The organism is Rivularia sp. PCC 7116 (genome assembly GCF_000316665.1).
In the GTDB taxonomy this organism is placed as follows: Bacteria; Cyanobacteriota; Cyanobacteriia; order Cyanobacteriales; family Nostocaceae; genus Rivularia.
In genome coordinates, this window is record NC_019678.1 from 103379 (window position 1) to 129839 (window position 26461).

General features: G+C 36.7%; 19 protein-coding genes and 1 tRNA gene. 10 read left to right on the forward strand and 10 right to left on the reverse strand.

Annotated features, from left to right (window positions below; genetic code table 11):
- The first annotated feature begins 107 nt into the window (after nucleotides 1–107).
- Nucleotides 108–1694, forward strand: a complete 1587-nt coding sequence (locus tag RIV7116_RS00440; RefSeq protein WP_015116279.1) for a mechanosensitive ion channel family protein — start codon at nucleotides 108–110, stop codon at nucleotides 1692–1694.
- A 183-nt stretch (nucleotides 1695–1877) separates the two neighbouring features.
- Here RIV7116_RS00440 and RIV7116_RS00445 read toward each other — a convergent pair whose 3' ends face one another.
- Together RIV7116_RS00445 and RIV7116_RS00450 are read right to left on the reverse strand one after the other, a co-directional pair.
- Entirely contained in the window at nucleotides 1878–3083 is a 1206-nt protein-coding gene (locus RIV7116_RS00445; protein WP_015116280.1) for a mechanosensitive ion channel family protein, read from the reverse strand.
- 8 nt (nucleotides 3084–3091) lie between these two features.
- Nucleotides 3092–4189, reverse strand: coding sequence for a mechanosensitive ion channel family protein (locus RIV7116_RS00450; RefSeq protein ID WP_015116281.1), 1098 nt, complete (start codon nucleotides 4187–4189; stop codon nucleotides 3092–3094).
- 638 nt (nucleotides 4190–4827) lie between these two features.
- Between RIV7116_RS00450 and RIV7116_RS00455 the strand changes: the two genes are divergently transcribed.
- From RIV7116_RS00455 to RIV7116_RS00490, 8 genes are all read left to right on the forward strand, one after another.
- Entirely contained in the window at nucleotides 4828–6996 is a 2169-nt protein-coding gene (locus tag RIV7116_RS00455; protein WP_015116282.1) for a DEAD/DEAH box helicase, read from the forward strand.
- A gap of 177 nt (nucleotides 6997–7173) precedes the next feature.
- Nucleotides 7174–8760: a GMC family oxidoreductase gene (locus RIV7116_RS00460; protein WP_015116283.1), complete on the forward strand. Its 1587-nt coding sequence runs from the start codon at nucleotides 7174–7176 to the stop codon at nucleotides 8758–8760.
- A 415-nt stretch (nucleotides 8761–9175) separates the two neighbouring features.
- Nucleotides 9176–10003: a metallophosphoesterase gene (locus RIV7116_RS00465; protein WP_015116284.1), complete on the forward strand. Its 828-nt coding sequence runs from the start codon at nucleotides 9176–9178 to the stop codon at nucleotides 10001–10003.
- A 470-nt stretch (nucleotides 10004–10473) separates the two neighbouring features.
- Entirely contained in the window at nucleotides 10474–11268 is a 795-nt protein-coding gene (locus RIV7116_RS00470; protein WP_015116285.1) for a hypothetical protein, read from the forward strand.
- A gap of 171 nt (nucleotides 11269–11439) precedes the next feature.
- Nucleotides 11440–12267, forward strand: a complete 828-nt coding sequence (locus RIV7116_RS00475; protein WP_015116286.1) for a metallophosphoesterase — start codon at nucleotides 11440–11442, stop codon at nucleotides 12265–12267.
- Between the two features lie 931 nt (nucleotides 12268–13198).
- Nucleotides 13199–14296, forward strand: coding sequence for a tocopherol cyclase family protein (locus RIV7116_RS00480; RefSeq protein ID WP_015116287.1), 1098 nt, complete (start codon nucleotides 13199–13201; stop codon nucleotides 14294–14296).
- Nucleotides 14297–14322: 26 nt separating this feature from the next.
- A tRNA-Arg gene (locus tag RIV7116_RS00485) sits at nucleotides 14323–14396 on the forward strand.
- A gap of 479 nt (nucleotides 14397–14875) precedes the next feature.
- Complete coding sequence (locus tag RIV7116_RS00490; protein WP_044291352.1) at nucleotides 14876–15391, forward strand: YdcF family protein; 516 nt, start codon at nucleotides 14876–14878, stop codon at nucleotides 15389–15391.
- 63 nt (nucleotides 15392–15454) lie between these two features.
- On the opposite strand, the gene RIV7116_RS00495 is transcribed toward RIV7116_RS00490, so the two are convergent.
- The 6 genes from RIV7116_RS00495 to plsX all read right to left on the reverse strand — a co-directional run bounded on the left by RIV7116_RS00495 (nucleotide 15455) and on the right by plsX (nucleotide 21366).
- Nucleotides 15455–15757, reverse strand: coding sequence for a DUF2288 domain-containing protein (locus RIV7116_RS00495; RefSeq protein ID WP_015116289.1), 303 nt, complete (start codon nucleotides 15755–15757; stop codon nucleotides 15455–15457).
- 140 nt (nucleotides 15758–15897) lie between these two features.
- Nucleotides 15898–16935 (reverse strand): AI-2E family transporter, encoded by a 1038-nt coding sequence (locus RIV7116_RS00500; protein ID WP_015116290.1) that lies wholly within the window; start codon nucleotides 16933–16935, stop codon nucleotides 15898–15900.
- A gap of 158 nt (nucleotides 16936–17093) precedes the next feature.
- The gene (locus RIV7116_RS00505) at nucleotides 17094–17732 is read right to left on the reverse strand and encodes a 1-acyl-sn-glycerol-3-phosphate acyltransferase (protein ID WP_015116291.1); all 639 of its coding nucleotides are present in this window, start codon (nucleotides 17730–17732) and stop codon (nucleotides 17094–17096) included.
- A gap of 169 nt (nucleotides 17733–17901) precedes the next feature.
- A complete protein-coding gene (fabD, locus tag RIV7116_RS00510; protein ID WP_015116292.1) occupies nucleotides 17902–18789 on the reverse strand; it encodes an ACP S-malonyltransferase in 888 nt (295 codons plus the stop codon).
- A 201-nt stretch (nucleotides 18790–18990) separates the two neighbouring features.
- The gene (locus RIV7116_RS00515; RefSeq protein ID WP_015116293.1) at nucleotides 18991–19983 is read right to left on the reverse strand and encodes a beta-ketoacyl-ACP synthase 3; all 993 of its coding nucleotides are present in this window, start codon (nucleotides 19981–19983) and stop codon (nucleotides 18991–18993) included.
- Nucleotides 19984–20343: 360 nt separating this feature from the next.
- Complete coding sequence (plsX, locus tag RIV7116_RS00520; protein WP_015116294.1) at nucleotides 20344–21366, reverse strand: phosphate acyltransferase PlsX; 1023 nt, start codon at nucleotides 21364–21366, stop codon at nucleotides 20344–20346.
- Nucleotides 21367–22632: 1266 nt separating this feature from the next.
- Between plsX and RIV7116_RS00525 the strand changes: the two genes are divergently transcribed.
- On the forward strand, nucleotides 22633–23955 hold the full coding sequence (locus RIV7116_RS00525; RefSeq protein WP_015116295.1) for a D-alanyl-D-alanine carboxypeptidase: 1323 nt from the start codon (nucleotides 22633–22635) through the stop codon (nucleotides 23953–23955).
- A gap of 71 nt (nucleotides 23956–24026) precedes the next feature.
- On the opposite strand, the gene lptC is transcribed toward RIV7116_RS00525, so the two are convergent.
- Both lptC and RIV7116_RS00535 read right to left on the reverse strand, forming a co-directional pair.
- Nucleotides 24027–25187: an LPS export ABC transporter periplasmic protein LptC gene (gene lptC, locus RIV7116_RS00530; RefSeq protein WP_044290696.1), complete on the reverse strand. Its 1161-nt coding sequence runs from the start codon at nucleotides 25185–25187 to the stop codon at nucleotides 24027–24029.
- A 524-nt stretch (nucleotides 25188–25711) separates the two neighbouring features.
- Entirely contained in the window at nucleotides 25712–26350 is a 639-nt protein-coding gene (locus tag RIV7116_RS00535) for an NYN domain-containing protein (protein WP_015116297.1), read from the reverse strand.
- Nucleotides 26351–26461 lie beyond the last annotated feature (111 nt).

Here is a 26461-nt window from a genome sequence, read left to right on the forward strand (position 1 = left end):
TCTATTAGTGGGATTAGAATATAACAAACTTTTATGCAGCGTAATTATTTTTACGCAAAAAAATGTTTTCTATTTTACTATTATATATTTGAGCAAAGTCAACACAGATGAGAAATAAACCGAAATTAAGTAATTTAAAATATTTCAAGCCAGTAACAGTAATAATTATTATCTTAATGCTGGTGTTAGGCTTACAGTTGTCACCAGCAGTAGCACAATCAAATCAATCTGCTCCAGTAGCTATTGATGGTATAAAAATTTTTGAAGTTAATAATACTATTGATAAAAAAGCCAAAGATAGGGCTTACATTATTAATAATATTCTTCAAGATGCAGTTAACTCTAAAAACATTCCAGAAATAAAGGTTGAAAAAGGTGATAATATTGCAAAAATACTAGTCGGTGATAATCAACAATTTACCATTACTAGTAAAGACGTAGTTTCTGGAGAAAGTCCCAACGAACAAGCCAAAAAATGGGCGGATGACATTCGCGAAAAAATTAATCGAGCCAGAAAAGAAAGGAGTGAAGAATTTATTAGCAGAACATTAATTGCAAGTTTTATGATTGTGGCACTTACTGCCGCATTGCATTGGGTTTTAGGAAGAGTTTGGAGTATTTTTGAGCGTAATGTTTCACCTCTAATACATTCTGAAGAATCTTCCGAGCAAAATCAGCAGCAAAGCAGCTTAAATATATTATTAAAAGCAACTTTGTTCTTAACCCGTACAGCACTTTGGATAAGTATAAGTCTTTATATTACCAATTTATTTCCCCTAACCAGACAATGGAGTTATGATATTGCCGCTATTATACGGGATAGCTTAACTTCTCCAATTTTCAAAGACTTCTCAATTACAAATATTTTAGTTTTAATCGGTTTGTTTTTGGGGTTAATTGTAGTTGCGGGTGCAGTTACTAATATATTGCGATCGCGAATTTTGCGACTATTGCGAATCAGTCGGGGAGCGCAAGAAGTTATCGCAATTGTTTTTAAATATACGTTAATTGGAATCGGTTCGGTTGTTCTGCTGCAAATTTTTGGAGTTGATTTAAGTTCTTTAGCAATTTTAGCTAGTGCTTTGGGTGTCGGTATAGGTTTTGGTTTCCAAGATATCGCCAAAAACTTTGGTAGCGGGCTTGTATTATTATTTGAAAGACCAATTCAACCAGGTGACTTTATTGAAGTTGGCAAATATATGGGTACAGTAGAAACTATTGGTGCCCGTAGCGTGACTATTCGTACTTTAGATAGAGTTTCAATAATTGTACCGAACTCGCGTTTTTTAGAAGATGAAGTCATAAATTGGAGCCACCACAACCCAATTTCTCGGATTCATATACCAGTAGGAGTTTCTTATAGTGCTGATGTCAAAATCGTTAAAAAAGCACTTTTAGAAGCAGGAAAAAATCATCCAGAAGTAATTTCAGTACCCCAACCTCAAGTATTGTTTACCGGATTTGGTGACAGTTCGTTAGATTTTGAATTACTAGTATGGATAGATGCACCCAGTCATCAAGTATCTATAAAAAGCGATTTATGTTTCAGAATTGAAGCAACTTTGAAACAATATCATATTGAAATCCCATTCCCACAAAGAGACTTACATTTACGTACCGGAGAATTACCTGTCAAACTTTCAGCAGAAGTAGAACAAGCTATATTAAGACAACAGAATGGGCATAGGGCATAGGGCATAGGGCATAGGAATTGAATATATTTAAAAGCATCCGATTTTTATCAAGATATCGGTAGTGGGAGCATCTTGCTCCCATTTATATTCCCTACTTACATAAATCAAAAAATCACATTTATAAAAATAGCGGGCAATATGCCCGCGCTACAATGCCCAATGCCCCATGCCCAATTAACAATTCTAAATTGTCACCGGAGCTTCAATATAAATATTTGGCTCTTGCATAACAAACTCAATACCAAAATTATTTAATTGGTGAGAAACCTTTTCGTTCGCTAAATTTACTAATTGCTTTCTTAGCTCAAGAGAATTTTGGTTTGAACCTAAAAGGAAGAAAGTAATTCTAGCTCTAGTACGCTCCGGTTGTGAATCTTTATCAGCAGCAAGAAGAGTAGTTGAAGAATTGATTTCCTCTGTATTCTCAATTTTTTGATTATCGTTGATATTTACATCACTATTTGAGTTTGAGTCTTCAAAAACTACTTTTGTAGTATCGGGTTCTACTCCAAAAAGCGATTCCATACTTTCTTCAACGACTTGTCTTACTAAAGCTTGTCCTTTATCTAATAGCTTCTGATTGAAGTCAAAATAAAGCAATACCATGACTTTTTTACCGCGAGTCACATTTTCTACTTCCACATTCGCTAATATCGAGTTAGGCACAATTACCAAAGTGCTTTTACCAGAAGAACGAATTTTAGTAGAGCGAAATCCGATAGATTCAACTCTTCCATAAATACCATCGGTAAACTTACCACCTGGAGGTAAATGTATATATTCACCGGTGATAAAAGGTCTGTCTAAATATATAACAATAGTACCTAAAAATTGCTCTAAAGTTTTTTGAGCCGCAAAAGCAACAGCTAATCCACCAATTCCCAAACCGGTGATTAAGCCTACTAAATTGAATCGCTCGTTGGCAAAAACTAAAATAGCAGTAAATCCGATAATTACATTTACTATAGTTTCTAATATCAACAGTAAATCGTCGGCTTGATAACCTAATTTACGAATAATAGCTACGCCATAAGTTCTGATTAGCTGTCGAAAAACTCCTGAAGCTAATATCGCAATGCTAAGAATAACTGCTAATTCAATTATACTTTTTAATAATGCATAAAATCCTTGGTATTGAGAAATTAAACCGACAGATAATAAAAGTAAAATAGAAGTTCCAGCCCATTTTAATGGCTGCCGATTTGTATAGATCAACTTTTGATAGATATCAGCTACTTGTGGAGGTAAGAAACGCTTAATAGCTATCTGAATTAGTGAAGGAGTGTATCTGCCTATTAAAAAAGCAGCTATTACACACACAATAAATATTTCTACGTTACGAATATCTTCTCGCAATAGAAAATCAGATATTTGGTTAACAATATTCATAGTTTTCTCTAGATTGTAACGGGTGCATCTACGTAGATAGTCGGTTCTTCTATTTCAAAATCAATGCCATAACCTTTGAGCTTTTGATTAATAGTTTCTGTTGCCATATCAAGTAATTGACGGCGTAATTCCATTGATACTTTGCCAGAATCTAAGATGAATAAGCTGACTTGAGCTTGAGTTTTTAGTTGAGATTCTTGATTTGTGGTTCTAAAATCTATCCGAGTACTGCGCGAATCAAGACCAAAAATATCTTTTGTACCTGTCAAAACAACTTGCTCTATTAATGCTTGTTCTTTAGGTTCAACTTTACGATTGAAGTTTAAATAAAGAATAGAAATAACCTTTTTGGCACCAGAGAAATTCTCGATATTCATTTGGGTGAGAGAATTATTCGGAATTACGATTACCGTTCCTTTACCTGAAGTACGAATTTTTGTGGAGCGCCATCCAATCGACTCAACTCGTCCAAAAGTTCCATCTGGTAAGCCAATATAGTCATCAATAAAAAAGGGATGATCCACATATAATACGACTCCACTTAGAAGTTGCTCTATTGTTGTTTTAGATGCAAAAGCAACTGCGACACCTCCAATACCCAAGCTAGCTAATAAGCTTAATATGTTTATGTTATGGGTTACAGCAAAGAAAATAATCCCGGCAAAAATAATTGCTAAGTAAGCCGTGTACTTTCCTAAATTTAGTAGTTCGCTATTAGCCTTTCGACCACTTTTTAGTGCAGATTCTAAAATATAATCATCTATATACTTGCCAAATATTCTAATAACTAACCAGCAAGCTTCTATAGTCAAAATGAAGCTAATAATCTTTTCGATAACTGGATAATCATCTAGCACCGGGATAAATAAAGCAACAATGTCTAAGAAACCTAAACCGAAAGCAATTCCAATTAAATGTCTGTAAGGTTGCAATAAATTTGCGATTTTTTCTCCAGCTTCAGAAGAAACAAATAGACTTAAGGAAAACTTAGCTATACGAGGAAAAATACAACCAATAAAAAATGCTACCGAGCTAAGAACTCCGATAAAAAAAGTCAATTGAATTTTGGGACTAAACAAAATATTATTTGACAAAAGTTCTATCATCAAAAAATCTCCTAAATGTGAACTATATGTTTATCCGAAGCAATATTTTTCACATATTGCTTCTGCACTAAAAACTGAGAACATGTAGGCGCGAACTAATATATTTTCGGTTTGCTCTGTGCGACTAAAAATGTAAAATGTATAAACCACTCATTGCGTCTCTACAATGTCTATGCTGTTGGTTTACTATTTATAATTGATAGAAATAACAAGTAATCTAATTAATTAGGTGGTGTTTTGAATTACATAAAAGTATCTATTTCCCAAAAGTATAAGTATAGCTTAGACTTAGATACGCTTGTCATAGATTACTCAGCTTATTACTAGTTCACTCTAAATCATCTATGTATATGCCACTTTTGTCTGCCAACTATATTACTTATGATTATTGATGCTGAAATAAAAAATTCAAAGTAAATATTTAAATCGGAACATCCTAATTTTCACCAAACATTGTTCCGACACCCCGGTAAAGACTGAGCATTAAGGCGGGCTTGCTTGTCGTAACTCCAGGCTTATACCTGTAGGATTTTGAAAATTAGCATTACAGAGTAACTCGGGTTAAAATATTTTTTCAAAACTGGGATACAACAGTCTCAATTCTATTTTTTTACACTTAACTACTTGACATCCAAATTATGAGCGATGCATATAATAGACTCGCACCTTTTATTAAAGAATACATTTATAACAATAATTGGACGGAATTAAGACCAGTACAAGCTGCCGCCTGTAAAGTTATATTTGATACCGAGTCTCATTTATTAATAGCCGCAGGAACAGCTTCAGGTAAAACAGAAGCAGCTTTTCTACCTGTTTTAACTCACCTATACGAAAAACCTTCTAACAGTATAGGAGCAATTTATATAGGTCCAATTAAAGCATTAATTAACGACCAATTTGAACGTCTGAATGACTTGTTAAGAGAAGCTGATATTCCGGTTTACCATTGGCATGGAGATGTTCCTCAAGCTAGAAAAAAGCAACTTTTAAAAAATCCTTCTGGTATTTTGCAAATAACGCCTGAGTCTTTAGAAAGTTTGTTAATCAACAAGCATGATGACTTAATGCGACTTTTCGGTGATGTGCGCTTTGTAGTCATTGATGAAATTCATGCTTTTATGGGTACTGAAAGAGGCTGCCAAATTCTTTGTCAGCTAGAAAGATTGGCAAATATAACTAAAAATCAACATCGTAGAATTGGTTTGTCTGCAACTTTAGGAGACTATTCTCTTGCAGAAGATTGGCTAAGCTCCGGTACGGATAAATCAACGATTACACCACAGGTTGAAGCCGCAAAAAGACAAATAAAATTAGCTTTAGAACACTTTTATATTCCAGAGGAAGCTGACGCGTCTGAAGTTACAGATTGCGACAAATATATTTTTAATTTGAGTCAATCCCGTAAATGTCTTATCTTTGCTAACAACAAATCGCAAACCGAATCTGTAATTGCTTCCTTGCGTCAAATCGCTGCGAGTCAAAGACAACCGGATATTTATCACGTCCATCATGGCAGTATATCGGCTCCTCTGCGTCAAATTGCCGAAAATGCCATGCGAGAACCATTCAAACCTGCCGTGACTGCTGCAACCTTGACTTTAGAAGTAGGAGTAGATATTGGTTATTTGCAGCGAGTAATTCAGTTAGAATCACCTGCTTCTGTAGCAAGTTTTTTACAACGTTTAGGACGTACCGGAAGAAGGGGTGAACCGGCAGATATGCGCTTTGTTTGCCCGGAAAAGCAGCCAGCTTTAGAAGCACCACTTCCCAAACAAATTCCCTGGCAACTTTTACAGTCTATAGCCACGATTCAACTGTATCTTGAAGATAGATGGATTGAACCAATTCAACCAATTAAATACCCGTTAAGTCTGCTGTATCATCAAACTATGAGCATATTGGCTGCAACAAAAGAAATTTCACCACCAGCCCTTGCCAAAAAGGTATTTAACTTATCATCTTTTCAATATATATCCCAAGAAGATTATAAATTATTGCTGCGTTACTTAGTCAGCATTGACCATATTAATAAAACTGAAGAAGGGAAATTGATACTGGGTTTAGCAGGTGAGAAAATAGTTAAAAGATTTCAATTTTATGCAGTCTTCCCCGAAACCCTCGAATTCACCGTTAAACATGATTCAATAGATATTGGTACCATTGTCATCATGCCTAAAGTCGGCAGTCAATTCGGCTTAGCAGGAAAAACCTGGCAAGTCTTAGATGTAGATTTTGCTAAAAAAACAATATTTGTGAAGCAGGTAGAAGGCAAAGCCGGTATTTTTTGGCGCGGTGGCAGCGGTACAATTCACAGCAAAATCTTAGAACGGATGCGTAGTGTTTTATTAGAGGATATAGAGTATGCCTATTTACAAACAAATGCGAAAAAAAGATTGCAATCAGCCCGTCAATTAGCTTCAGATTTTGAATTAGATAAACGTAATATTATTAAATTAGAAAAAGGTAAATGCTGCATCTTTCCTTGGATGGGTACGGTGGCTTACAACACTTTACAAAGATTGCTCAATAATTTTTGTCGAGAATCCTTAGAAATTAAATCTCTCGGTGGCGTTAACCCTTATTTCATTATCCTAAAATTAGGAAAAGGTAAATTTGAACAGCTTGAAACAGAAATTTTATCATTGTGCCAGCAACGTATAGTCAACGAACATTTAGTCGCAGATGCAGAAGCGCCAGAAATACAGAAATTCGATAAATTTATTCCTCATCCGTTGTTAAGAACAGCTTTTGCAAGCGATTATTTAAATATAGAAGAAGTTAGGCAGCAAGTCGCACTTTGGTAAAGGCTAATCTACTCGTACTCTGGCTGGGAACCGATGTTACTGGTTCCTAGTCTCTGGCTGGGAACCCATGTATGGAAGGCTCTGCCTTCTTTTTGCTTAGGAGGCAGAGCCTCTTGAAAATGCATTACAAGGCTCTGCCTTGTAACGAGGACATAAAAGTTTAAAATCCAAAATTCCATGTACGATTATGTCATTGTTGGTGCTGGCTCTGCTGGCTGCGTATTAGCAAACCGTCTTACAGAAAATCCTCGAATTAAAGTTTTACTTTTAGAAGCAGGCAACCCCGATAAATCTCACAAAATTCACATTCCTGCTGGCTATCCAGATTTATTTAAAACTAAATACGATTGGGCTTTTTTTACAGAAAAACAACCATCATTAAATAACCGTCAACTTTATTATCCTCGGGGAAAAGTGCTGGGTGGAAGTAGTTCGATTAATGCCATGATTTATATTAGAGGTAATTGTACCGACTACGATAACTGGCAGAATTTAGGCAATCAAGGATGGAGCTATCAAGAAGTACTTGCTTATTTTAAAAAAGCCGAGGATCAATCTAGAGGTGTCAGCGAATATCATCATATAAAAGGTCCTCTTCACGTCACTGATTCGCGCGATCGCAATCTTCTCTCAGAAGTTTTTATCAAAGCTGCAACAGAATTTGGATTGGTTCGCAATGATGATTTTAATGGCAAACAGCAGGAAGGAGTAGGCTTTTATCAAGTTACACAAAAAAATCAGCAACGTCACAGTGCTGCAACAGCTTATTTAAAACCAATACTATCTAGAAAAAATTTAACTGTCAAAACTAATTCCCTTGTTACGGGTTTACTATTTGAGGGCAAGCGAGTTACTGGTTTAACTTATCAAAATCAAAATCAGATACAGCATCAAATTAAAGTTAATAAAGAAATTATCTTAAGTGCTGGAACCATTAATTCCCCTCAAATATTAATGCTTTCCGGAATTGGTTGTGCAAAACATCTCAAATCATTGAATATTCCGGTATTAATTAATTTACCCGGTGTCGGAAAAAATTTACAAGACCATTTATCTGTTTCTATTGCTTATAAATGCACAAAACCTATTACTTTAGCTAATCTCGAACATCCATATAACATTCTTAAATATCTCGTATTTAAAAAAGGTGCATTAACATCAAACATTTCCGAAGCCGGAGGTTTTTTAAAAATAGCAGAAAAATTAGATAACCCAAACCTTCAATTACATTTTGTTCCCGGATGTTTAATAAACCACGGTTTTATTAAGCGAAAAGAACATGGATTTACTTTATGTCCAACTCTGTTATATCCTCAAAGTAAAGGTCAAATTACTCTACGCTCAAAGAATCCCTTACAACCACCATTTATTCAACCTAATTATTTGACAAATCAAGAAGATCTGGAAGTTTTATTCGCAGGTGTAAAAATCAGCCGTCAAATCTTACAGCAAAAAGCATTTGACAAATTTAGAGGTGAAGAAATCGTCCCCGGTTTTCAGATAAAATCAACCGAAGATATTTGTGCTTTTATCCGTAATACCGCAGAAAGTTTATATCATCCAGTAGGAACTTGTAAAATGGGCAATGACTCAATGTCAGTAGTTAATTCAAACCTACAAGTGCATCGAATAAAAGGACTAAGAGTTGTAGACGCTTCAATCATGCCCGCTATTATTGGCGGCAATACCAATGCTCCTACAATTATGATTGCCGAGAAAGCTGCTGATATGATTAAATCCACAAACACTGATTTAGAATCATAATTCCAGTTACTGTGGGAGTGAAAATGTATTTAATAAATTCATAACTCAGAATTAACCTTGCCTGTGACATAAATCGGTATTATGACTTCGGATAGATACAAAGTATGTGTTCTTTACGAAGGAAGTACGAACTAAATTATGAATCATTAAAAATCGATTTAGTGTTTGATTTCAAAAGTTATAGCATTATGTAATACCAGTTAAGACATTAATCAAGGCTGAAATGTATGACTTTTAAACCTTTGATATTTAACCTTTAACCTTTAACCTTTGCGTAGCGTTATAACTAGTAAGAAAAGCTTGTATAATGATAGAATTTCATCTATCACGAGGCATAGCTAGTTATTTAATATACTGCTACTCAAGATTGATTTTGATACGCTAGGAGTATTGAAGTAATGGGCTTTATTAATTTATGCACTGGTTACTGACCGGACCATTAACTGTAGAAAAAATCACAGTTCGGATTCCAGATTTGCCAGCATCCTTAAAAGGTATCCGTATAGTGCAGATGACAGATTTTCACTATGACGGCTTACGTCTATCAGAAAAAATGTTAGAAAAAGCCATAATTGCTAGCAACGAAGCCGAACCTGATATAGTTGTTCTGACTGGCGATTATGTAACTGATGACCCCAGTCCAATCAATAAATTAGTTCTTCAACTTAAGCATTTACAAAGTCAATTCGGTACTTATGCAGTGCTTGGCAATCACGATATATATTATGCCCATTCAAAAGCAGAAATTACATCTGCTTTTACCAGAGTTGGAATTAAAGTACTCGAAAATAGCATTGCCTACCCATTCGGAAAAGAGTTGCCACTAGTAGGAATTGGTGAATATTGGTCTCCTCATTTTCATCCCGAATTAGTCATGAACCAATTAGATCCAGCACAACCGTGCATAGTTCTATCTCATAATCCCGATACCGCCGGTATTTTACAAAAATGGCGAGTAGATTTACAGTTATCAGGTCATACTCATGGTGGTCATATTGTAATTCCTGGTATTGGTCCTGCTATAGCTGCCTATAGCAATATAGTTCGCAGCGTACCGAAAAAAATGCGCCGTCGGATGCCTTTAGTAAAAACAGAGTTTTTCAATGTTGTCAGAAATTGGCAATGGGCTAAAGGATTTCATCGAATCGGCAGCAATCAACTCTACATTAACCGTGGCTTAGGAACTTATTTACCAGGAAGGCTGTTCTGTAATCCAGAAGTTACCCTTATTACCTTGGAGTGAAAGATGAATTGATTGCGATTGATTTTAAATTCAATAGCAAGAAGTTTCACACCTACTCATAGAGAAATATAGGTACCTTGCAATAGTCCATCAGGATTTGTATTCGATTGAACGTAAACCTAAGCAACAAGAAAAATCAGCGGCATATTACGTAATTAAAATTACTTACAAAAAGATAAGTATGAAATATTTTATACTGTTGCTTTTTGGCTGTTGCAATCGGTTTTTACTGGTTTCATTTATTAAGAGTGTAAGCTAAATTCTTAATAATCCAAATCGAAAACCATACAAACGCAGTACACCTGATGAGACTTTCAATATGAACGAGACACAAGCCCCCCCAAAACCAGCTACAGGGCGACTTTAATCAGTTTACATATCTCCTAGACAAGATAGCTTCGGCGGAATTCTCTCAAGAGCCATTCAGGCATTTAGAAATATTAGATTTCTTTTCAGAAGAGCATTTTAATTTGGTAATTACTTCAAGTCAAGTAGCAATTCCAACAGCGAAGGATACAAAAGCTTTAATTGATGCTCTTTCAGGTAAAGGATATTCACCTATACCTTTTCCAGGATGTACAACATCAGTGGACGATTACTTAAATTGGCTAAAAGGTAAATCAAATTACGAGAATAATGAAATATGCGAAGGTTTTGGCATTGCACTTCGTCTTCAAAATTCTCAGGACAAAATCCTAGTAGAACTGAATAACTTTTTTAAGTCTGCTATTTTTCAAAAAACAATTGAGGACAAATTCGGCATTACAAGGCTTACTACCATTGATTCAGGTCTTCAAAAATACCTTCATGGATACGAAATCAGTCCCCATCCAGATATTCGCAAAAAAGCAGTAACGTACATGCTTAATGTAAACCCCTCTGCGAATTCTGAAGATTTAGACATTCATACTCATTACCTTACTTTTAAGCCGACTAAGCAATTTATTGGAGAATTCTGGCATCACAACGAAGATTATGACAGGTGTTGGGTGCCTTGGGAATGGTGCAATTCTATTAAAGAACAACGACGGAATAATAGTATTGTAATCTTTGAACCATCTTGGGATACATTGCACGCTATCAAATTAAACTACGATCACCTGCAAACCCAAAGAACTCAGTTTTACGGAAATTTATGGTACAAAGATATTTCTCCCCTTGCAAAACCTCATCACGACCAATTTGATATTCAGCCTAATTCCGAACGAAGAACAAAAATCCGCAAGTCAATCATTCAAAAAGTACTTTCGCGTCTTGGTTATTAAAACCATTCATAATTTTTTTGATATTTGAAAAAATATGTCCTCAATATTGCACTGCAATAGCTTTATTGGATAATTTTGTATCAATAATAACCTAGAAACCTATAGCTCTTTCCACCAACTTAATCACAGATGATAAACTAAAGGCGCTGGTATAGAAGCAATATAAACCCTATGCATTGGTTGTTAACAGGTCCTTTGAGTGTAGAAAAACTTGTAGTTAAAATAGAGGGTTTACCAGCATCTACTAAGGGTACTCGGATAGTGCAGCTTTCTGACTTGCACTACGATGGTTTCAGGCTATCGGAAGAAATGCTAGAACAAGCCATAATTACCAGCAATAAAGCTGAACCAGATTTGGTTGTGTTGACTGGTGACTATATAACCGATGACCCCGCACCAATATATAAACTAGTAAAAAGACTGAAAAAAATAAAATCTCGCCTTGGTATATACGCCGTACTCGGCAATCATGATATTCGCCATCGTACTGCGAAAGCAGAAGTTATAGCAGCACTAAAAAGTATTGATATTAAAGTTCTGTGGAATGAAATTGCTTATCCTCTCGGGAAAGATTTACCATTAGTAGGCTTAGCTGAATACTGGTCTAAAGAATTTAATCCTGCATCGGTAATGAATCAATTAGACGCTGCGAAGCCATGTATTGTTTTATCCCATAATCCCGATACCGCCCAAATATTGCAGCAGTGGCGAGTTGATTTGCAACTATCTGGTCACAGTCACGGAGGACAAATTGTCTTACCAGATGTTGGACCTCTAGTAGTTTATTACAAAAAGTTTGTCCGTAAGATTCCTAAAGATGTGCGTCAATTAATTCCTTTTTTGCGACCAGATTACGTAAAAGTTCTTCGACATTGGGAATGGGCACAAGGATTTCACAAAGTAGGTAAAAATCAGCTATACGTTAATCGCGGCTTAGGAACATATTTACCAGGAAGACTTTTTTGTAATCCAGAAGTCACCGTAATTACCTTAAAATAAAGCCAAAACTAAAATAAACCGCTTTTATTTACGACCGAAAGATGTCAGTAACTAAAAGCGGTTTATTAAATATTTAGTAGATTGAGAAGAGTTGAAATTCAGAGTTTACTTTTAATATAGGGTGAACCGGAATCGCAATTTTAGAAACGTTTATTACTTGATTTACATCCTTAACTCACTTGCTACCCAAGCAGGCTACTCGTCTGCTTACCAAAACCTCCAAATTAACTTATTGATAGACTCAAGGCGAAAACACAGGATTGATTTTTCGGATGTAATAATCAACAAACTATTGCGATGTGATTAGAGCCGGAGACACAAACTCCAATCGAAATATTAATTTGTTAGAGTCGTAACTTTCTTGTGCCTTATTTATAAAGTTAGCATCCATTTTCTTAAAAAAAAGTTTATTTTACTGTCTGTAACTATTGGTTACTTTTCGCAATATTTGTCTAATGTTTTTTATTTGCTTAGGAGTAATTGCTTGTTTTTTTGCTTACAAATAGCCCAAAACCTTTATTTTGCAAAGGTATTACTTCTAGCCAACAAAAAAAAGAGGCTTTAATTCACAAAAAGTGTTTACAAGTGTTTAGGTGTTAATAAATTTTTTATGACTTGCGATCGCGCTTCGCAAGTACCATCTTTTTATCGTTGTAGATGGGCTTGTGAGGGACTATAATCCAAAAATTTGAAAATACTTTTGAAAATACTATTACCCAACCGGCACATTTTTTTGTCGGGGAGGCAAAATACGGTGTAGATTTTCTTCCCGCTTTATTGCCGTGCCGTTGCTGTGATACTTTGACCAATGTTGTTTCCGATAGGATTATAAATTAATAGCTAAAATTAGCTTCTAATGTTGCTAATATCAATTTTTAACCAACTGTAAATAATCACTCATACTATAAAATATCTGTGAGTCAATCTTTTTATGCTACATCTTCTTCAAAATTTCCTTTCCTTTACTCAAACCCCTCATAGCGGTTACCACTGGGATGGTGGGGAACGTCGTTTTTTTGAAGGTTGGTACTACCGAGTAACTCTACCTAGGGAAAATCAAACTTTCGCTTTCATGTATTCCATTGAAGATCCCGTAGGAAGAAAACCTCACAGTGGTGGTGCAGCACAAATTCTTGGTCCAAATGATGAATATTTGTGGCGTACTTTTCCTGATGTCAATAAATTTTGGGCAAAGTCTGATGTTTTAGCTTTAGGGCATTGGGGTAAAACTAATATTGAAAGTCAACCGCTTTATCTACTACCAGTAGAGTTTGAAAGCTACATAAAAGAAGGTTATCAAGCCACAGCAACCTTAAATCAAGGCACAATTCATAATCCAAGCAACGGTGACTACTGTCAGTGGCAGTATGAAATTCAGCCCGTTTATTATTGGGGAAACAGAGGTAGTATTCAGCAATCAACCGCTGGCTGGATATCATTTTTGCAGATATTTGAGCCGGGATGGCAAATTTTAATGGCTCACGGTTTAGCTAGTGGTTGGATAGATTGGAATGGCAAACGCTACGAATTTACTAACGCACCTGCTTACAGTGAAAAAAATTGGGGAGGTGCTTTCCCACAAAAATGGTTTTGGTTGAACTGCAATAGTTTTGATTCCGAAGCAGACTTGGCTTTAACCGCAGGTGGAGGTAGACGCGGTGTATTGTGGTGGATGGAATCTGTAGCGATGATTGGCTTACATTATCAAGGTAAATTTTACGAATTTGTACCTTGGAATTCAGAAGTTAGTTGGAATATCGAACCTTGGGGTAAATGGGAAATGCACGCAAGAAATTCGCAATATGAAGTTACTTTAATTGGAACTACCGATTTACCGGGTACCCCATTGCGCGCGCCTACCGAAAATGGTTTAATATTTGCTTGTCGCGATACTATGCAAGGAAAATTAACTTTAGAATTGCGTGAATTAAATGCTGTTGAATCCAAAACTATCCTGAAAGCAACCAGCGATCTGTGTGGATTAGAAACAGGGGGCGGACCTTGGGATAGCTCCTGGCTTAATGATTAGAAATGTTATTATTAGAATAACAATTTGGGGCTGTAGCTCAGTTGGATAGAGCGAGCGCCTCCTAAGCGCTAGGTCGTAGGTTCGAGTCTTACCAGTCCCGTTTTCCTAAAAATTGATCGAGTTATCAAGTATACTTTTTATTTGACCTGTAAAAAATATAAAATATTTTGTTAGGTCTGGTATTCCTTGTTGCTGGAAAGTAATAGCAAGTGCATATAAACTGGTAAATAATTATTTACCCACTATGGCGAACATTAAATGACATCCATCCGTCAAAAAAGTTAGTTGTGGTGCAACTCTATACTTTTTCGTAACTAATACAATAACCAAAAGCGCTGCTTAGAATAGCTGAGAATAGATTTTTGGTTTCAAGATTATTCGTTTGGGGGTGTGACCCCCTATACATTTTTCTACAAAATACTTATATTTTGTTGAGCCTATTTTTACTGGGCATATTAATTATTAACAACGTATAGATTGTTGCTTTATTTTTATTTTTCTAGAAAAAATTCTTCTCTAGATACTCTAAGCGATAAACCCTTGGATAAAATGCTTAAATCAGGAGTTTCTTCTCGGTTAATGCTTGTTATTTTGCCCCTAACCTTACTATGGGGTTACAAAAAAGTTCAAACTGTATTTGTGCAGCCACAAGCTATTTTAGTTTTAGGAGGTTCAACTAAAAGCTTAGAGCGAGAAAAATTTACTGCTAAATTTGCTAAAAAACATCCAAACTTGCCTATTTGGATTTCGGGTGGTAGTCCTAAAGGTGTAACAAAAAAAGTATTTAGCAAAGCAGGTATTGATTCTCAACGCTTATATTTAGACTATCGAGCCGAAAATACGGTAGAAAATTTCACAACTTTAGTAGACGATTTAAAAAAAAGAGGTGTCAAGAAATTATATTTGGTAACTTCCGATTACCATATGCCTCGTGCTAGCGTCATCGGTGAAATTGTTCTAGGTAGTCGGGGAATTGACTTTCAAAAAGTATCTGTACCTTCACAAAACAGTTCCGAACCAGTAGAAAAATCCATAAGAGACGGAGTTCGCTCAATTGTTTGGGTTGCCACTGGTTTCGGTGGTGGAAAAAAGTAAATTACATTTGAAATCAAGAATCACTAAATCCCCTTATTTGAGAAATAGCAGGGGATTGAAGATTTATGCCGCCGCTTTTTCTTGAACCAGTACAAAAGGCTGCACGATCAATGTATTAAATCGTTTTTCTTTTTGCATATTCCATTCCCCCATTTGTGCCGCTGAAGGCTTAGCTATAAGTGCTTCATCAATCCAATTTTGGACTTCTTTGGCTTTATCGCTAGCGATAGCTTCACCTACATCTAATAAATCTAATTCTGTAGCAACCACAATTACAGAATCTCTTTGTACGTGAGGAATTAACCATTCCCATTCGGCTTCATCAAGGTTTTCATCTAATTGCGATCTTAAATCTTGATTTGTCATAATAATTATTTATTCTTCAATAATTAATATATAACAGTTTGAATTTATTTGTGGAAAATCAAAATATTTTTTTAATAAAAACTATGTTTTATACCATTTGAAAAGCTGATATTTATCATTATTCTACTGATACATATTTCTTAAATCTCTGCTTTCATTTCATCGATTTCAAATAAGGAAACTATAACTCCTGCAATTGGGATAGAAATAAAAATACCTAATAAACCCGCGATTCTAGCACCTATCAGTAAAGCAAAAAAGATTACAACAGGATTTAAATTAAGTGCATTTTGCATTACTCTAGGTGCAATTAAGTTATCCTGAATTTGCTGGAGTACAATACAAGCTGCTAATACCTTCAGTGCCAACCATACCCCTTGAGACAGCACAATTAAGGTAATTACGCCAATTCCTAATGTCGCACCAATACCTGGAATAACATCAATAAAACCAACGATAACGGATAACACTAAAGGAAAAGGTATTCCTAAAACCACAAAAACCAAGAAAGTTGTGACTGTAAGAAACAAAGTTAATAATAGCTGACCTCGAAAAAAGCCGAGGAAGGCGCGTTTGATAACTTTTTCAAACTGTTTGCGTCTAGGTTTGGGTACTATTTTTAAAGTTAGCAGCCAAAGCTGTTCTCCTTCGAGGAGCATAAAAAAGGCTACAACTGCAATCAAAATGAAAGTAGCAAAATTGGTAATAAAACCTTGAAACAGTAATAAAATATTGCTGAGTCTTCGTATAGCTTGTTCTCTTAATATCTGTTCTAAGGAACTCAAATCTATCTGAAGATTTCGGTTTCTCAGTGTATCTTCCAGTTGCTCCACCAAAGGCACTAAATCGTTCAGAAAACTGGCTACACTATCAATTAATTGTTGCCCTTGAGATAAGAGTCCTAACCATGCGGCTATAGCTAAACTACCTAGAATAACTATACTAACTAAGTAAATAGAAATAACTGCTACACTGTGGGGTACAAAATTTTTGAGCCATTGAACCGGATAGCTAAGTAAAAAAGCTAAAATAGCAGCAAAGGTAAAAATAACAATTACTGCTTGAAAATAATCAATTAATAGCACAATCGTCCAACCGCAGGCAGCAAAAAGCAGAAAGCGAACTAAAGCAAAATTATTTAGTTTAGTTAAGAAATTTGCACCGTCTGAATCGTTCATATAATTTTAAAGAAATAGAAATAAGCAAGTAGGGAAGAATTTACCCAAAATTAAATTCGGTAGCTCAGCATCCTCCGAACATTAATTTAAGCAATTTATGCTAGCAAGGCTACTTCCTTAAAGCATATTTCTAGTATAAATTTTTAACGTTTTTTGCTTCAACGTCCCAAATCGTGCAATTTATTTATTTCTACAGTACATTTTTCAGTTACAGCAGCTAAATCTTCCTTAGTTGTGGAATTCGGAGGAGAAATTAATTCGCCAATTCTGACTGTAACCGGAACCCTTTGAGGAATAGCATATCCTTTTTGCTCAATATCTTGAGTACCGCACAAACACACGGGTATAAGCGGTGCCTTAGCTTTTGCTGCGATTAAAGCCGCACCTTTCTTGGGGTCTGTAATCCGTCCATCTTTAGTACGAGTCCCTTGCAGGAAAATACCTACAGCCCAGCCATTGTTTAGATACTCCAAAGCTTTCCTAATTGCATTGCGATCGCTGCTTCCCCGATTGACTGGATATGCCCCGTATAGCTCAATTACTTGCTTTAAAACAGGAATTTTAAATAATTCTTCCTTGGCCATATATGATACAGGGCGACGAACGCTATTTGAAACAATCGGCGGGTCAAAATTACTGGCATGATTGCTAACTATTACTAGTGGTCCATTCCTAGGGACATTTTCGGCTCCATAAATACGTCCTCGGAAGTAAACGCGAAGCATAGGATTAACCACCGAGTATTTAAAAGCTCGGTAAAGTAAAAGACTAGCAAATGGTTCGCGATTTTTAGGCATAATCAATAATGGGCATGAAGAAAGTCGGGAGCAAGAGGTAAGAGTTCATTTCTACTTGGAAAAATTAACTGCTCGCTCCTTACTGATAACTCTTAATCCAAAATCCAAAATTTAAAATCTAAAATTTATAACTCTTAACTCCTAACTTTTAACTCTTAACTCTTAACTCTTAACTCTTAACTAATTTCGTTTCAGCAGCAGAACGCACGTTTTCTAATTTTAAGCCGGAAGCAGTACGCTTAATTAAACCGGTTAAGACATTTCCCGGACCAATTTCTATAACTCGTTCAATTCCTTGTTCTGGTAAAGCTAATGCTATTTCTCGCCAACGCACGCTTCCAGTCATTTGCTGAATTAATCTTTGCTTGAGAGTATCGGCTTCCACGGCAGCTACTGGTTCTACGTTAGATAAAACTGGTACATTCGCTTGATGAAATTCTATTGAAGCTAATACATCTTTAAATTCAGCAGATGCTTCCGCCATCAAGGGCGAATGAAATGCTCCCGATACGTTCAAAGGAAGTTTGCGTTTTGCTTTTACTTGAGACAAAACGCTTTCTATAGCTTCAGGAGTACCGGAAATTACAACTTGTGCCGAACTGTTGTCATTTGCCAGTACCGCATCGTCGGTTTCTGCAAGAATTTTGTTTAATTGTTCTCTATCGAAGCCAATTAAAGCCGCCATTTTACCACCACCGGCATTTTCCATAAGTTCGGCTCGACGTTTTACCAAACGCAAACCAGCAGACCATTCAAACACACCCGCTACGTATAAAGCAATATACTCTCCTAAACTATGCCCTGCGACTAAATCCGGTTTCTCTTCTTGAGCAATGAGATCGGCTAGAATAGTTTCTACCACGTACAAGCAAGGTTGAGTATAAAGGGTACGAGCTAACTTGTCTTCGTGATTCTGGCAGATATCGCTGACACTCCAGCCCAGAATCTCCTCAGCTTCAGCAAACTTTTCTTTCGCTTCTGGTAATTCAAGTAAATCTGTTCCCATTCCCAACGCTTGAGAACCTTGTCCTGGAAACACCCATGCGGTTTTACTCATTAGCTATTAGTTATTAGTTAGTGGTTAGTGGTTAATTGTTAGTGGCTAGAAGTTAGAGGTTAGCGGTTAGGAGTTAATAGTTAAGAATTAAGCAAATCAGGAAAACAACTACCAATCAACAAATACTTATTTCTGGTTAACAGCTAGTAGTTGAATTAATCAATTACCACTAACAACTAACAACTAACAACTAACAACTTTTTATCTTCCCCATTTAAAAATCGCCGCACCCCAGGTTAGTCCAGCCCCAAAACCCGATGCAGCAATAGTATCTGCCGGTTTTATCTTGCCTTCTCTTACTGCTTCATCTAATGCAATTGGTATGGAAGCAGCGGAAGTGTTGCCATAATTAGCTACATTACTTATTACTTTTTCTGATGGAATAGAAAGACGTTCGGCTACTGCATCAAGAATGCGTTGATTGGCTTGATGCAGTAGCAGCCAATCCACCTGTTCAACGCCGATATTGGCGCGAAACAGAGCTTTGTCAATCACTTCCGGTACTCGCTTAACGGCAAAACGATAAACTTCTTTGCCGTTCATAGAAACATTGCCAAAACTACCTTTGGAGATATTTACACCATCAATCAATTCTTTAGACTCAGCCATGTAAGCAAGATTGAGGCTGCGATTAAGGCTTCCATCACTTTTAATTTCAAACCCTAATAAACGGTCATCCTGATTGGCTTGCAACACCGCAGCACCAGCACCATCGCCAAATAATATGCAGGTGCGTCTATCTTGCCAATCCACCCAACGGGAGAGGATATCAGCCCCAATTAACAGTACATTTTGAAATACACCTGTTCTAATATATTGAGCGGCAGTTACTAATCCAAACACAAACCCAGAACATGCCGCAGTCAAATCAAATGCCACTGCCCTATTAGCTCCCAACTCAGCTTGAATTTGGCTAGCGCTGCCAAACAAATCATCGGGAGTAGAAGTAGCGAGCAAAATTAAATCCAAATCTTTGGCTTCAATTTGTGCCATTTCTAATGCTTTGAGACCCGCAGCAGCACCAATACTAGTGACTGACTCCGTAGTAGTTGCTAATCTTCGTTGACGGATTCCAGTTCTTGTGGTAATCCATTCATCAGATGTTTCAACAAGTTCGCTCAGCCCCTGGTTATCAAGAAATGTTTCTGGCACAGCCGAGCCACTTCCTGTAATTGCTATTCCTAAATTTTGCACTCATTCTCTCCACAGCTATCCGCTAGAAGGACTGTTGAAAACCTTTCGATCAAAAATATTAGCCTATAGGCAGTTTAGATTAGAGTTACTGACTGGGCAATCGTCAATAAGCCTTTTCCCAGAACGAACAAACGCAATCAACCAAAAAAGAAAACAATAAAACATGCCCGTATCAAAAGGAAAATTGACTTTTATCAGTAAAAGTTTTCTTTTGCCTTACAATCTTTCTCCTACAAAGAAAAGACATAAAATATTATTCCTTAATTTCTATTCCAACAATTAAATTGTGGAGCCATGACTACATTTGTTCGGTTCTGGGTTTTGATGCGGCTAATCATTTGACTGCCCCGGAAGGCTAAATCATAAAACGCTGTTCTCGTTCAGATTTTGGGAGTGAATCCGTTCCAATACGCGATTGTCTACTGCTTCTTTAGCTAAACGAATTGCACCGAAAATTGAAGGAGCTTGGGAGCTACCATGACCAATTACACATATGCCGTTTACGCCTAAAAGTAGAGCGCCGCCATGTTCTGCATGATCTACTCGTTGCTTAATTCGCTTTAAATTTGGTTTTAAAATAGAACAACCAATTTGACCGCGCAATCCTTGGGGTAATTCTTCGCGAATAATTTGCAACATAATGTCCCCAACTGCTTCGGCAAATTTCAATAAAATATTGCCTACAAAGCCATCGCATACAATTACATCAAAATCACCAGAAAGTACATCACGCCCTTCGGCATTGCCAACAAAGGAGATGTACGGATTTTCAGTAATCATTTGGTGAGCGCGTATGGCAACATCATTGCCCTTACATTCTTCCTCACCGATATTCAATAAGCCGACTTTTGGTTCTGCAACACCCAAAACATATTGAGAGTAAGCCGAACCTAAAACAGCAAATTGCTCCAAAAACTTTGGGCGGCAATCTACGTTAGCGCCGACATCAAGTACAAGGACTTGTTTGCTCGCTACCATCGTAGGAAACACCGCACCAATTGCCGGACGGTCAATACCCGGAAGTCTTCCCAAACGAAGTAAAGCTGCTGCCATCGCTGCGCCGGAATGACCGGCACTAATTACAGCATCAGCTTGTCCCTTTTTAACCAGACTCATCGCCACGTTGATGGAAGCCTTTGGTTTGCGTCTAATGCCGCTTAAAGGTTCCTCATCCATCGCGATCGCATCTTCAGCAGGGACAATTTCTATTTGTTCCGACTTGATTGATGGAGGCAGTGTTCGTTCAATATCTTCGGGGGAGCCTACCAACAATACTTTTACACCCAATTCTTCGACAGCTCGCAGTGCGCCAGCCACGATTTCACCGGGTGCATTATCTCCTCCCATTGCATCAATAGCGATTCTTACGCCAGTCGATCCCATTGCTCAGAGCTTCCAGAAACCTTACAAATTTTACCAGATGCCCCTGCTAGTCGCAGTAGATTTTTAACTACCAAATCTCACTTTTTTAAGTAAGGCATCAACTTCTACTTTTGCTCAACATAACACGAATTCACCTCTATCACTCACTCTCATATCTTTACAGGTAAATGTTTTAAGCGATATTAGTCAGCGAAACTTGGGAAACAATATTGCTGTTGAGCGTAAAGCATTATTAAACCATCTTGAAGTCAAAATCAAGAATAAATGAATTGTAAAAACCAACAGCGATATTTTCCTTCGCAAAAAAATATGTACTGCTTCCACAAAATCGAAAAATCTTTTATTTGTTGCTCGGACTTTTATCAGATATAGATTTGTATAGTACATGTCTGAATTGTTCAAACAGAACTTGTTTAGAAATTCTATGACTGTAATTTCACCATGAACGACCTACGGGGTGATGTCAGGTGTCTGTTAGGTTTTACCCTTGGCTATAGCGTCCGTGCCAGTGGAAAAAATTACAGTATTATTTACAACAATGAATAGATTAGTTGCTAATTAATCGTAGTATTATTAATTAATCAAAAATTCATCAAAAATATATGGAAATATTTTGGATAAACAACCCATAAATATATGAGGCAAACAATTGAAGCAAAATACTCTTTCTTAAACAAAGTCCAAAAAATAATCAAATTTGCCTGATTTGGTCAAAGATATCCAGAATATATTCACAGCAATGAGAATGCTACCCTTAGAAAAAAAGCATTTTCAATATTATTCTGCCCACAAACGATATCCTTGATATCAATTTGTGCGCTTTTACCAACCAAAATTATATTGCTGTCGTTTGTTTGACTTGTCCATCACTAATTACGTTATTCGCCACATTGATTAAATCTACGCATGAAGTTCGCTCTAAGAATTGCTAAATCATATTTTTATGAACTCTACGATTTACAGCAACATTGGCGTTCAAAATGACCTTAAATCTATATATCTCTTGAAGTCAGTTTGGAACACTCGTTGTGTTCGATAAACCTTTTTTTGTCAATCAATTTGGTGCGATCGCAACCAGAAGTGTGATAATAAGACCCGTTAGATGAAAAATTTAAGCACAATGGTTGAGGCAGATTGCAAAACTTTGTTATATGGCTCTCTTCCACAACCTTGGCTAGAAAGCTATGATTACTCAATGCTAATGGGTTTGCTTTGTGCGTAATATTACAGCAAAATGCGTAGCAGTTACTTGTATAGGAGTGAAGGATGCTGGAGTTATTTGGTTCGGGTTTAATTTCGTTATGGTTAGATATGGCAGGAGTCAAATTAAAGCCAATGCAGGCTTTTGATACCTTAGCTTGGCAAACTGGTACAAACCTAGTTCTCGCCCCCGACCCAAATCCAGCCAGAGTTAATACGGTACGAGAATATTTAAAACAACTACAAGCACTAAAACTAATCAAACCCGAACAAACCCAAGTTCAAGGCATTTGGATGCAGTCAGGGCCAATGTTAATGGCTAACCACCAAGGAACAAAACCCTTACCTGCTGCTTCTTTAACTAAAATTGCAACTTCACTTGTGGCACTCAAACATTGGGGTCACGATCATAAATTTGAAACTTTGATAAATGCGACAGGACCAATTAAAAACGGTGTATTAGAAGGGAATTTGGTCGTTAATGCCAGCGGCGATCCACTGTTTGTTTGGGAAGAAGCAATAACTATTGCCAATACGCTTAACAAAATGGGCATAAAGCGCGTTAATGGAAATTTAGTTATTGTTGGCAAATTTGCCATGAATTTCCAACGCAATCCTCAATTAGCGGGGCAAGCATTAAAAAGAGCATTCAATTTTGCCACTTGGTCTAGGAGAATAGCTTTTCAGCATTCCAGAATGCCCAAGGGTACGCCAAAACCTCAAATCGTAATTACTGGAAAAGTTGAAGTTAAAGACAAGGTTGAAATGTCTCAAACCAAGCTGATACGCCATCGCTCGTTACCGATGGCACAGTTAATTAATGAGATGAATGTTTTCAGTAATAACGAAATGGCAGAAATGCTTGCAGAATCAGTAGGAGGAGCCAGTGTAGTCCAATCAACTGCGGCTAAACTCGCAAGAGTACCTTCAAAGGAAATTCAATTGATTAATGGTTCTGGACTAGGACAAGAAAATCGCATTTCTCCCAGGGCTGCTACTGCGATGTTAATGGCAATTCAACGTTTAGCAACACCTCATAATCTAACCGTAGCTGACTTTTTCCCGACTTCTGGTTTAGACCATCGCGGTACAACTTACGCCAGACGCATTCCTAAAAACACTGCTTTTAAAACCGGTACTTTGAGAGATGTCAGTGCTTTAGCAGGAGTAATGCCAACAAAAAATCGCGGTTTAGTTTGGTTTGCGGTTATCAACAAGGGTGTTTATGTTCCGGGTTTCCGTTCCGAACAAGACAAGCTACTGCAAAAAATGCTTAAAGATTTACAAGAGCCAGCCACTGCTTCAACTGCTGTTAGCCCTACTGAAGGGAAAAAAGCCATACCCGAATTAGGTAAAGCAAGTCGTAATGACGTTTTATATAAAAGCTAAATTCAGTGAACAGTGAGCAGTAATAATTGATAACTGCTCACTGCTCAATGTTCACTGCTCACTGATAACCGTTAATTATCAAAGTTAGGAATAATCTCTGTAATCACCCGATTACCAGAATCCCCTCCTTTAACAACCACATTTTCAGTTTTAAAGTTACCAGTGGCAGTATCTCCTTTAAAAGTTAATTGAGGGTCTGTTTGAGCATATATTACGTTGCCAGAAGCTTCCAATAATTGTTTGTTTAAAAACCAAGTCAAATTATTCGATTGAATAGACTGACCTTTTTGTCCAACACCTCTAACGTCTCCTTGGACGTAAACTGTGTCTGATGGTATTTTTAGTTCACCTCGATTTCCACTCACAGTTATATTTTCCGCACGATGCACCACTTTTACTGGTGCATTTGTTTTAATATTTTCAGCATTGACATTCCAAGTTATGGAGTTACTAGCTATTTGTACCAAGGGATCTAGTAATTCGATAAAAGCATTTTTAGTGATATTAACAATTTTTGTTTTCAAGAAAACTTCCGCAGCGTCTCCCCTACCACGATCCGTAACTTTATTATTCTTGAAACGGTCAATTTGCATAGTGCGATTGCCAATCAATTTTTCCTGTTCAATCATCCAGGTTAATTCTTCAGTTCGCATTTGCAGTTGAGGTTCCACCGATTTTGCTACAACTCCTCCAGAAAAATCGATACGCTGTTCGCGGGTTTTAACTTTTGCTTCTTTTGCCACTGCTTGTAGCTGTTTGTGGGTACCGTTAATTTGATTGCGAACAATCATTAAATCTTCTTTGGGTCGCCATTCTAATTCATTGCCCCGCAATACCACACCATTTTTCGGGTCGGTTGCAACAATTTTGCCTTTGAGAAATAATTGCTTTCCGTCTTGCCTAATATCAGCTTTTTCTGCTGTAATTTTGTATACTATTTTGCCGTCTTGGTATAGCTCGCCATAAGGATTCTGGGCATTACCTATTTGTTTTTCTTTAGTATATTTAGCTTGCTTGGCGTTTACCTTCCAAATTGGTTGACCTTTCTCATCAAATTGCTCTAAAGCTACACCTTGGAAAGTAAAGTTACTTTCGTCTTCTTGTACGGATTCGTTTTCGACTGGCTCCTCGTCAATGTTAGTCTTCTCACCTCCACAACTAACCAATGTGAGAAGACACAAAGCGCAAGGCAGAAGGCAGAGGCTAAAAGCCTTATGAGTTAAGCTTTTCATCCTGGATATTTTAGAAAGTTTTTTGCGCCATACTGCATTCATAGACGTAGAAAAAGTTAATATTATCCATATTTATGGTTTATTTTTCGATATACACTTTTGTACTAATTTTGTATTTATAAAAACAGATTAATAAATATATCAAGCTGTTGCGTATTTAATTTGAATAAAGGATACAGGCTTTTAGATCGATGCTACAACAATTAAATATTTTCTCCTTATACAATTTAGCTGCGTATCAACTTACTTTTTAGATAAATATAATGTTTTGTTGATTACCAAATAGCTGTAAGGTTATCAATTGGTCTTAGATTATTCTTATTACGCGATTTAAATTACCATACTTCCAATCAAAAACTATCCTCATAACTAAAATGCGTTAGTGCCTAAAATTCCTCATCATTGAAAGAATTTAGCTAACTAACGCATCTGAATAAAGATAAATTTTGGATAATTTAGTTTTTGATGTCCAATAGTTTATCCTCCTTTTAAACAATCACTACAGCTTTTCTAATGTTAAAGTTCTATTCTTGAACTTCTAAACGAGGATCTACCATGCCAGATGTTGGTGATTGCTCCAGAAAACTCATTTCGGGCAATGGGCGATAAGGATATCCTTGACGAGGTGTCTTTTGAATATCTTCTTTTACAGCTTCTAAATCAATATAACGGTCGGAAACGTTAATCAAACTATCGCTAGTCATAGAACGTAAACTAACTACTTCCACCCTAACCCCGCGATAACTAACAGAATTGACCGCATATGCTAAATCCCCATCACCACTAACTAAAACAGCAGTGTCGTAGGAATCAACCAAAGCCATCATATCTACAGCTATTTCTACATCTAAATTAGCTTTTTTCGAGCCATCTGGTAGCTGTACTAAATCCTTTGCTATGACTCTATAACCATTACGACGCATCCACAACAAAAATCCCTGCTGCTTCTCATTTGTCCGATCTACACCGGTATAGAAAAACGAACGCAGCAATCTTGAACCACCCGTCAGTCTAGAAAGCAACTTAGTGTAGTCAATCTCAATTCCCAATTGAAGCGCTGCGTAAAACAGATTGGAGCCATCAATAAATATAGCTACGCGACCTCGATTTTCTAAAACTTGTTCAGGAGTAAATATCGACTCTTCCTGTAAATTATTCAACATTTTTCTGATACCTCATTTTTTATTTTACAATCCGTTTGTTATTCTTGTAATAATTGAGACTTACTAGGTGTCTATACACGTAAGTTTCGGCGATTTATGATAATCATTCAA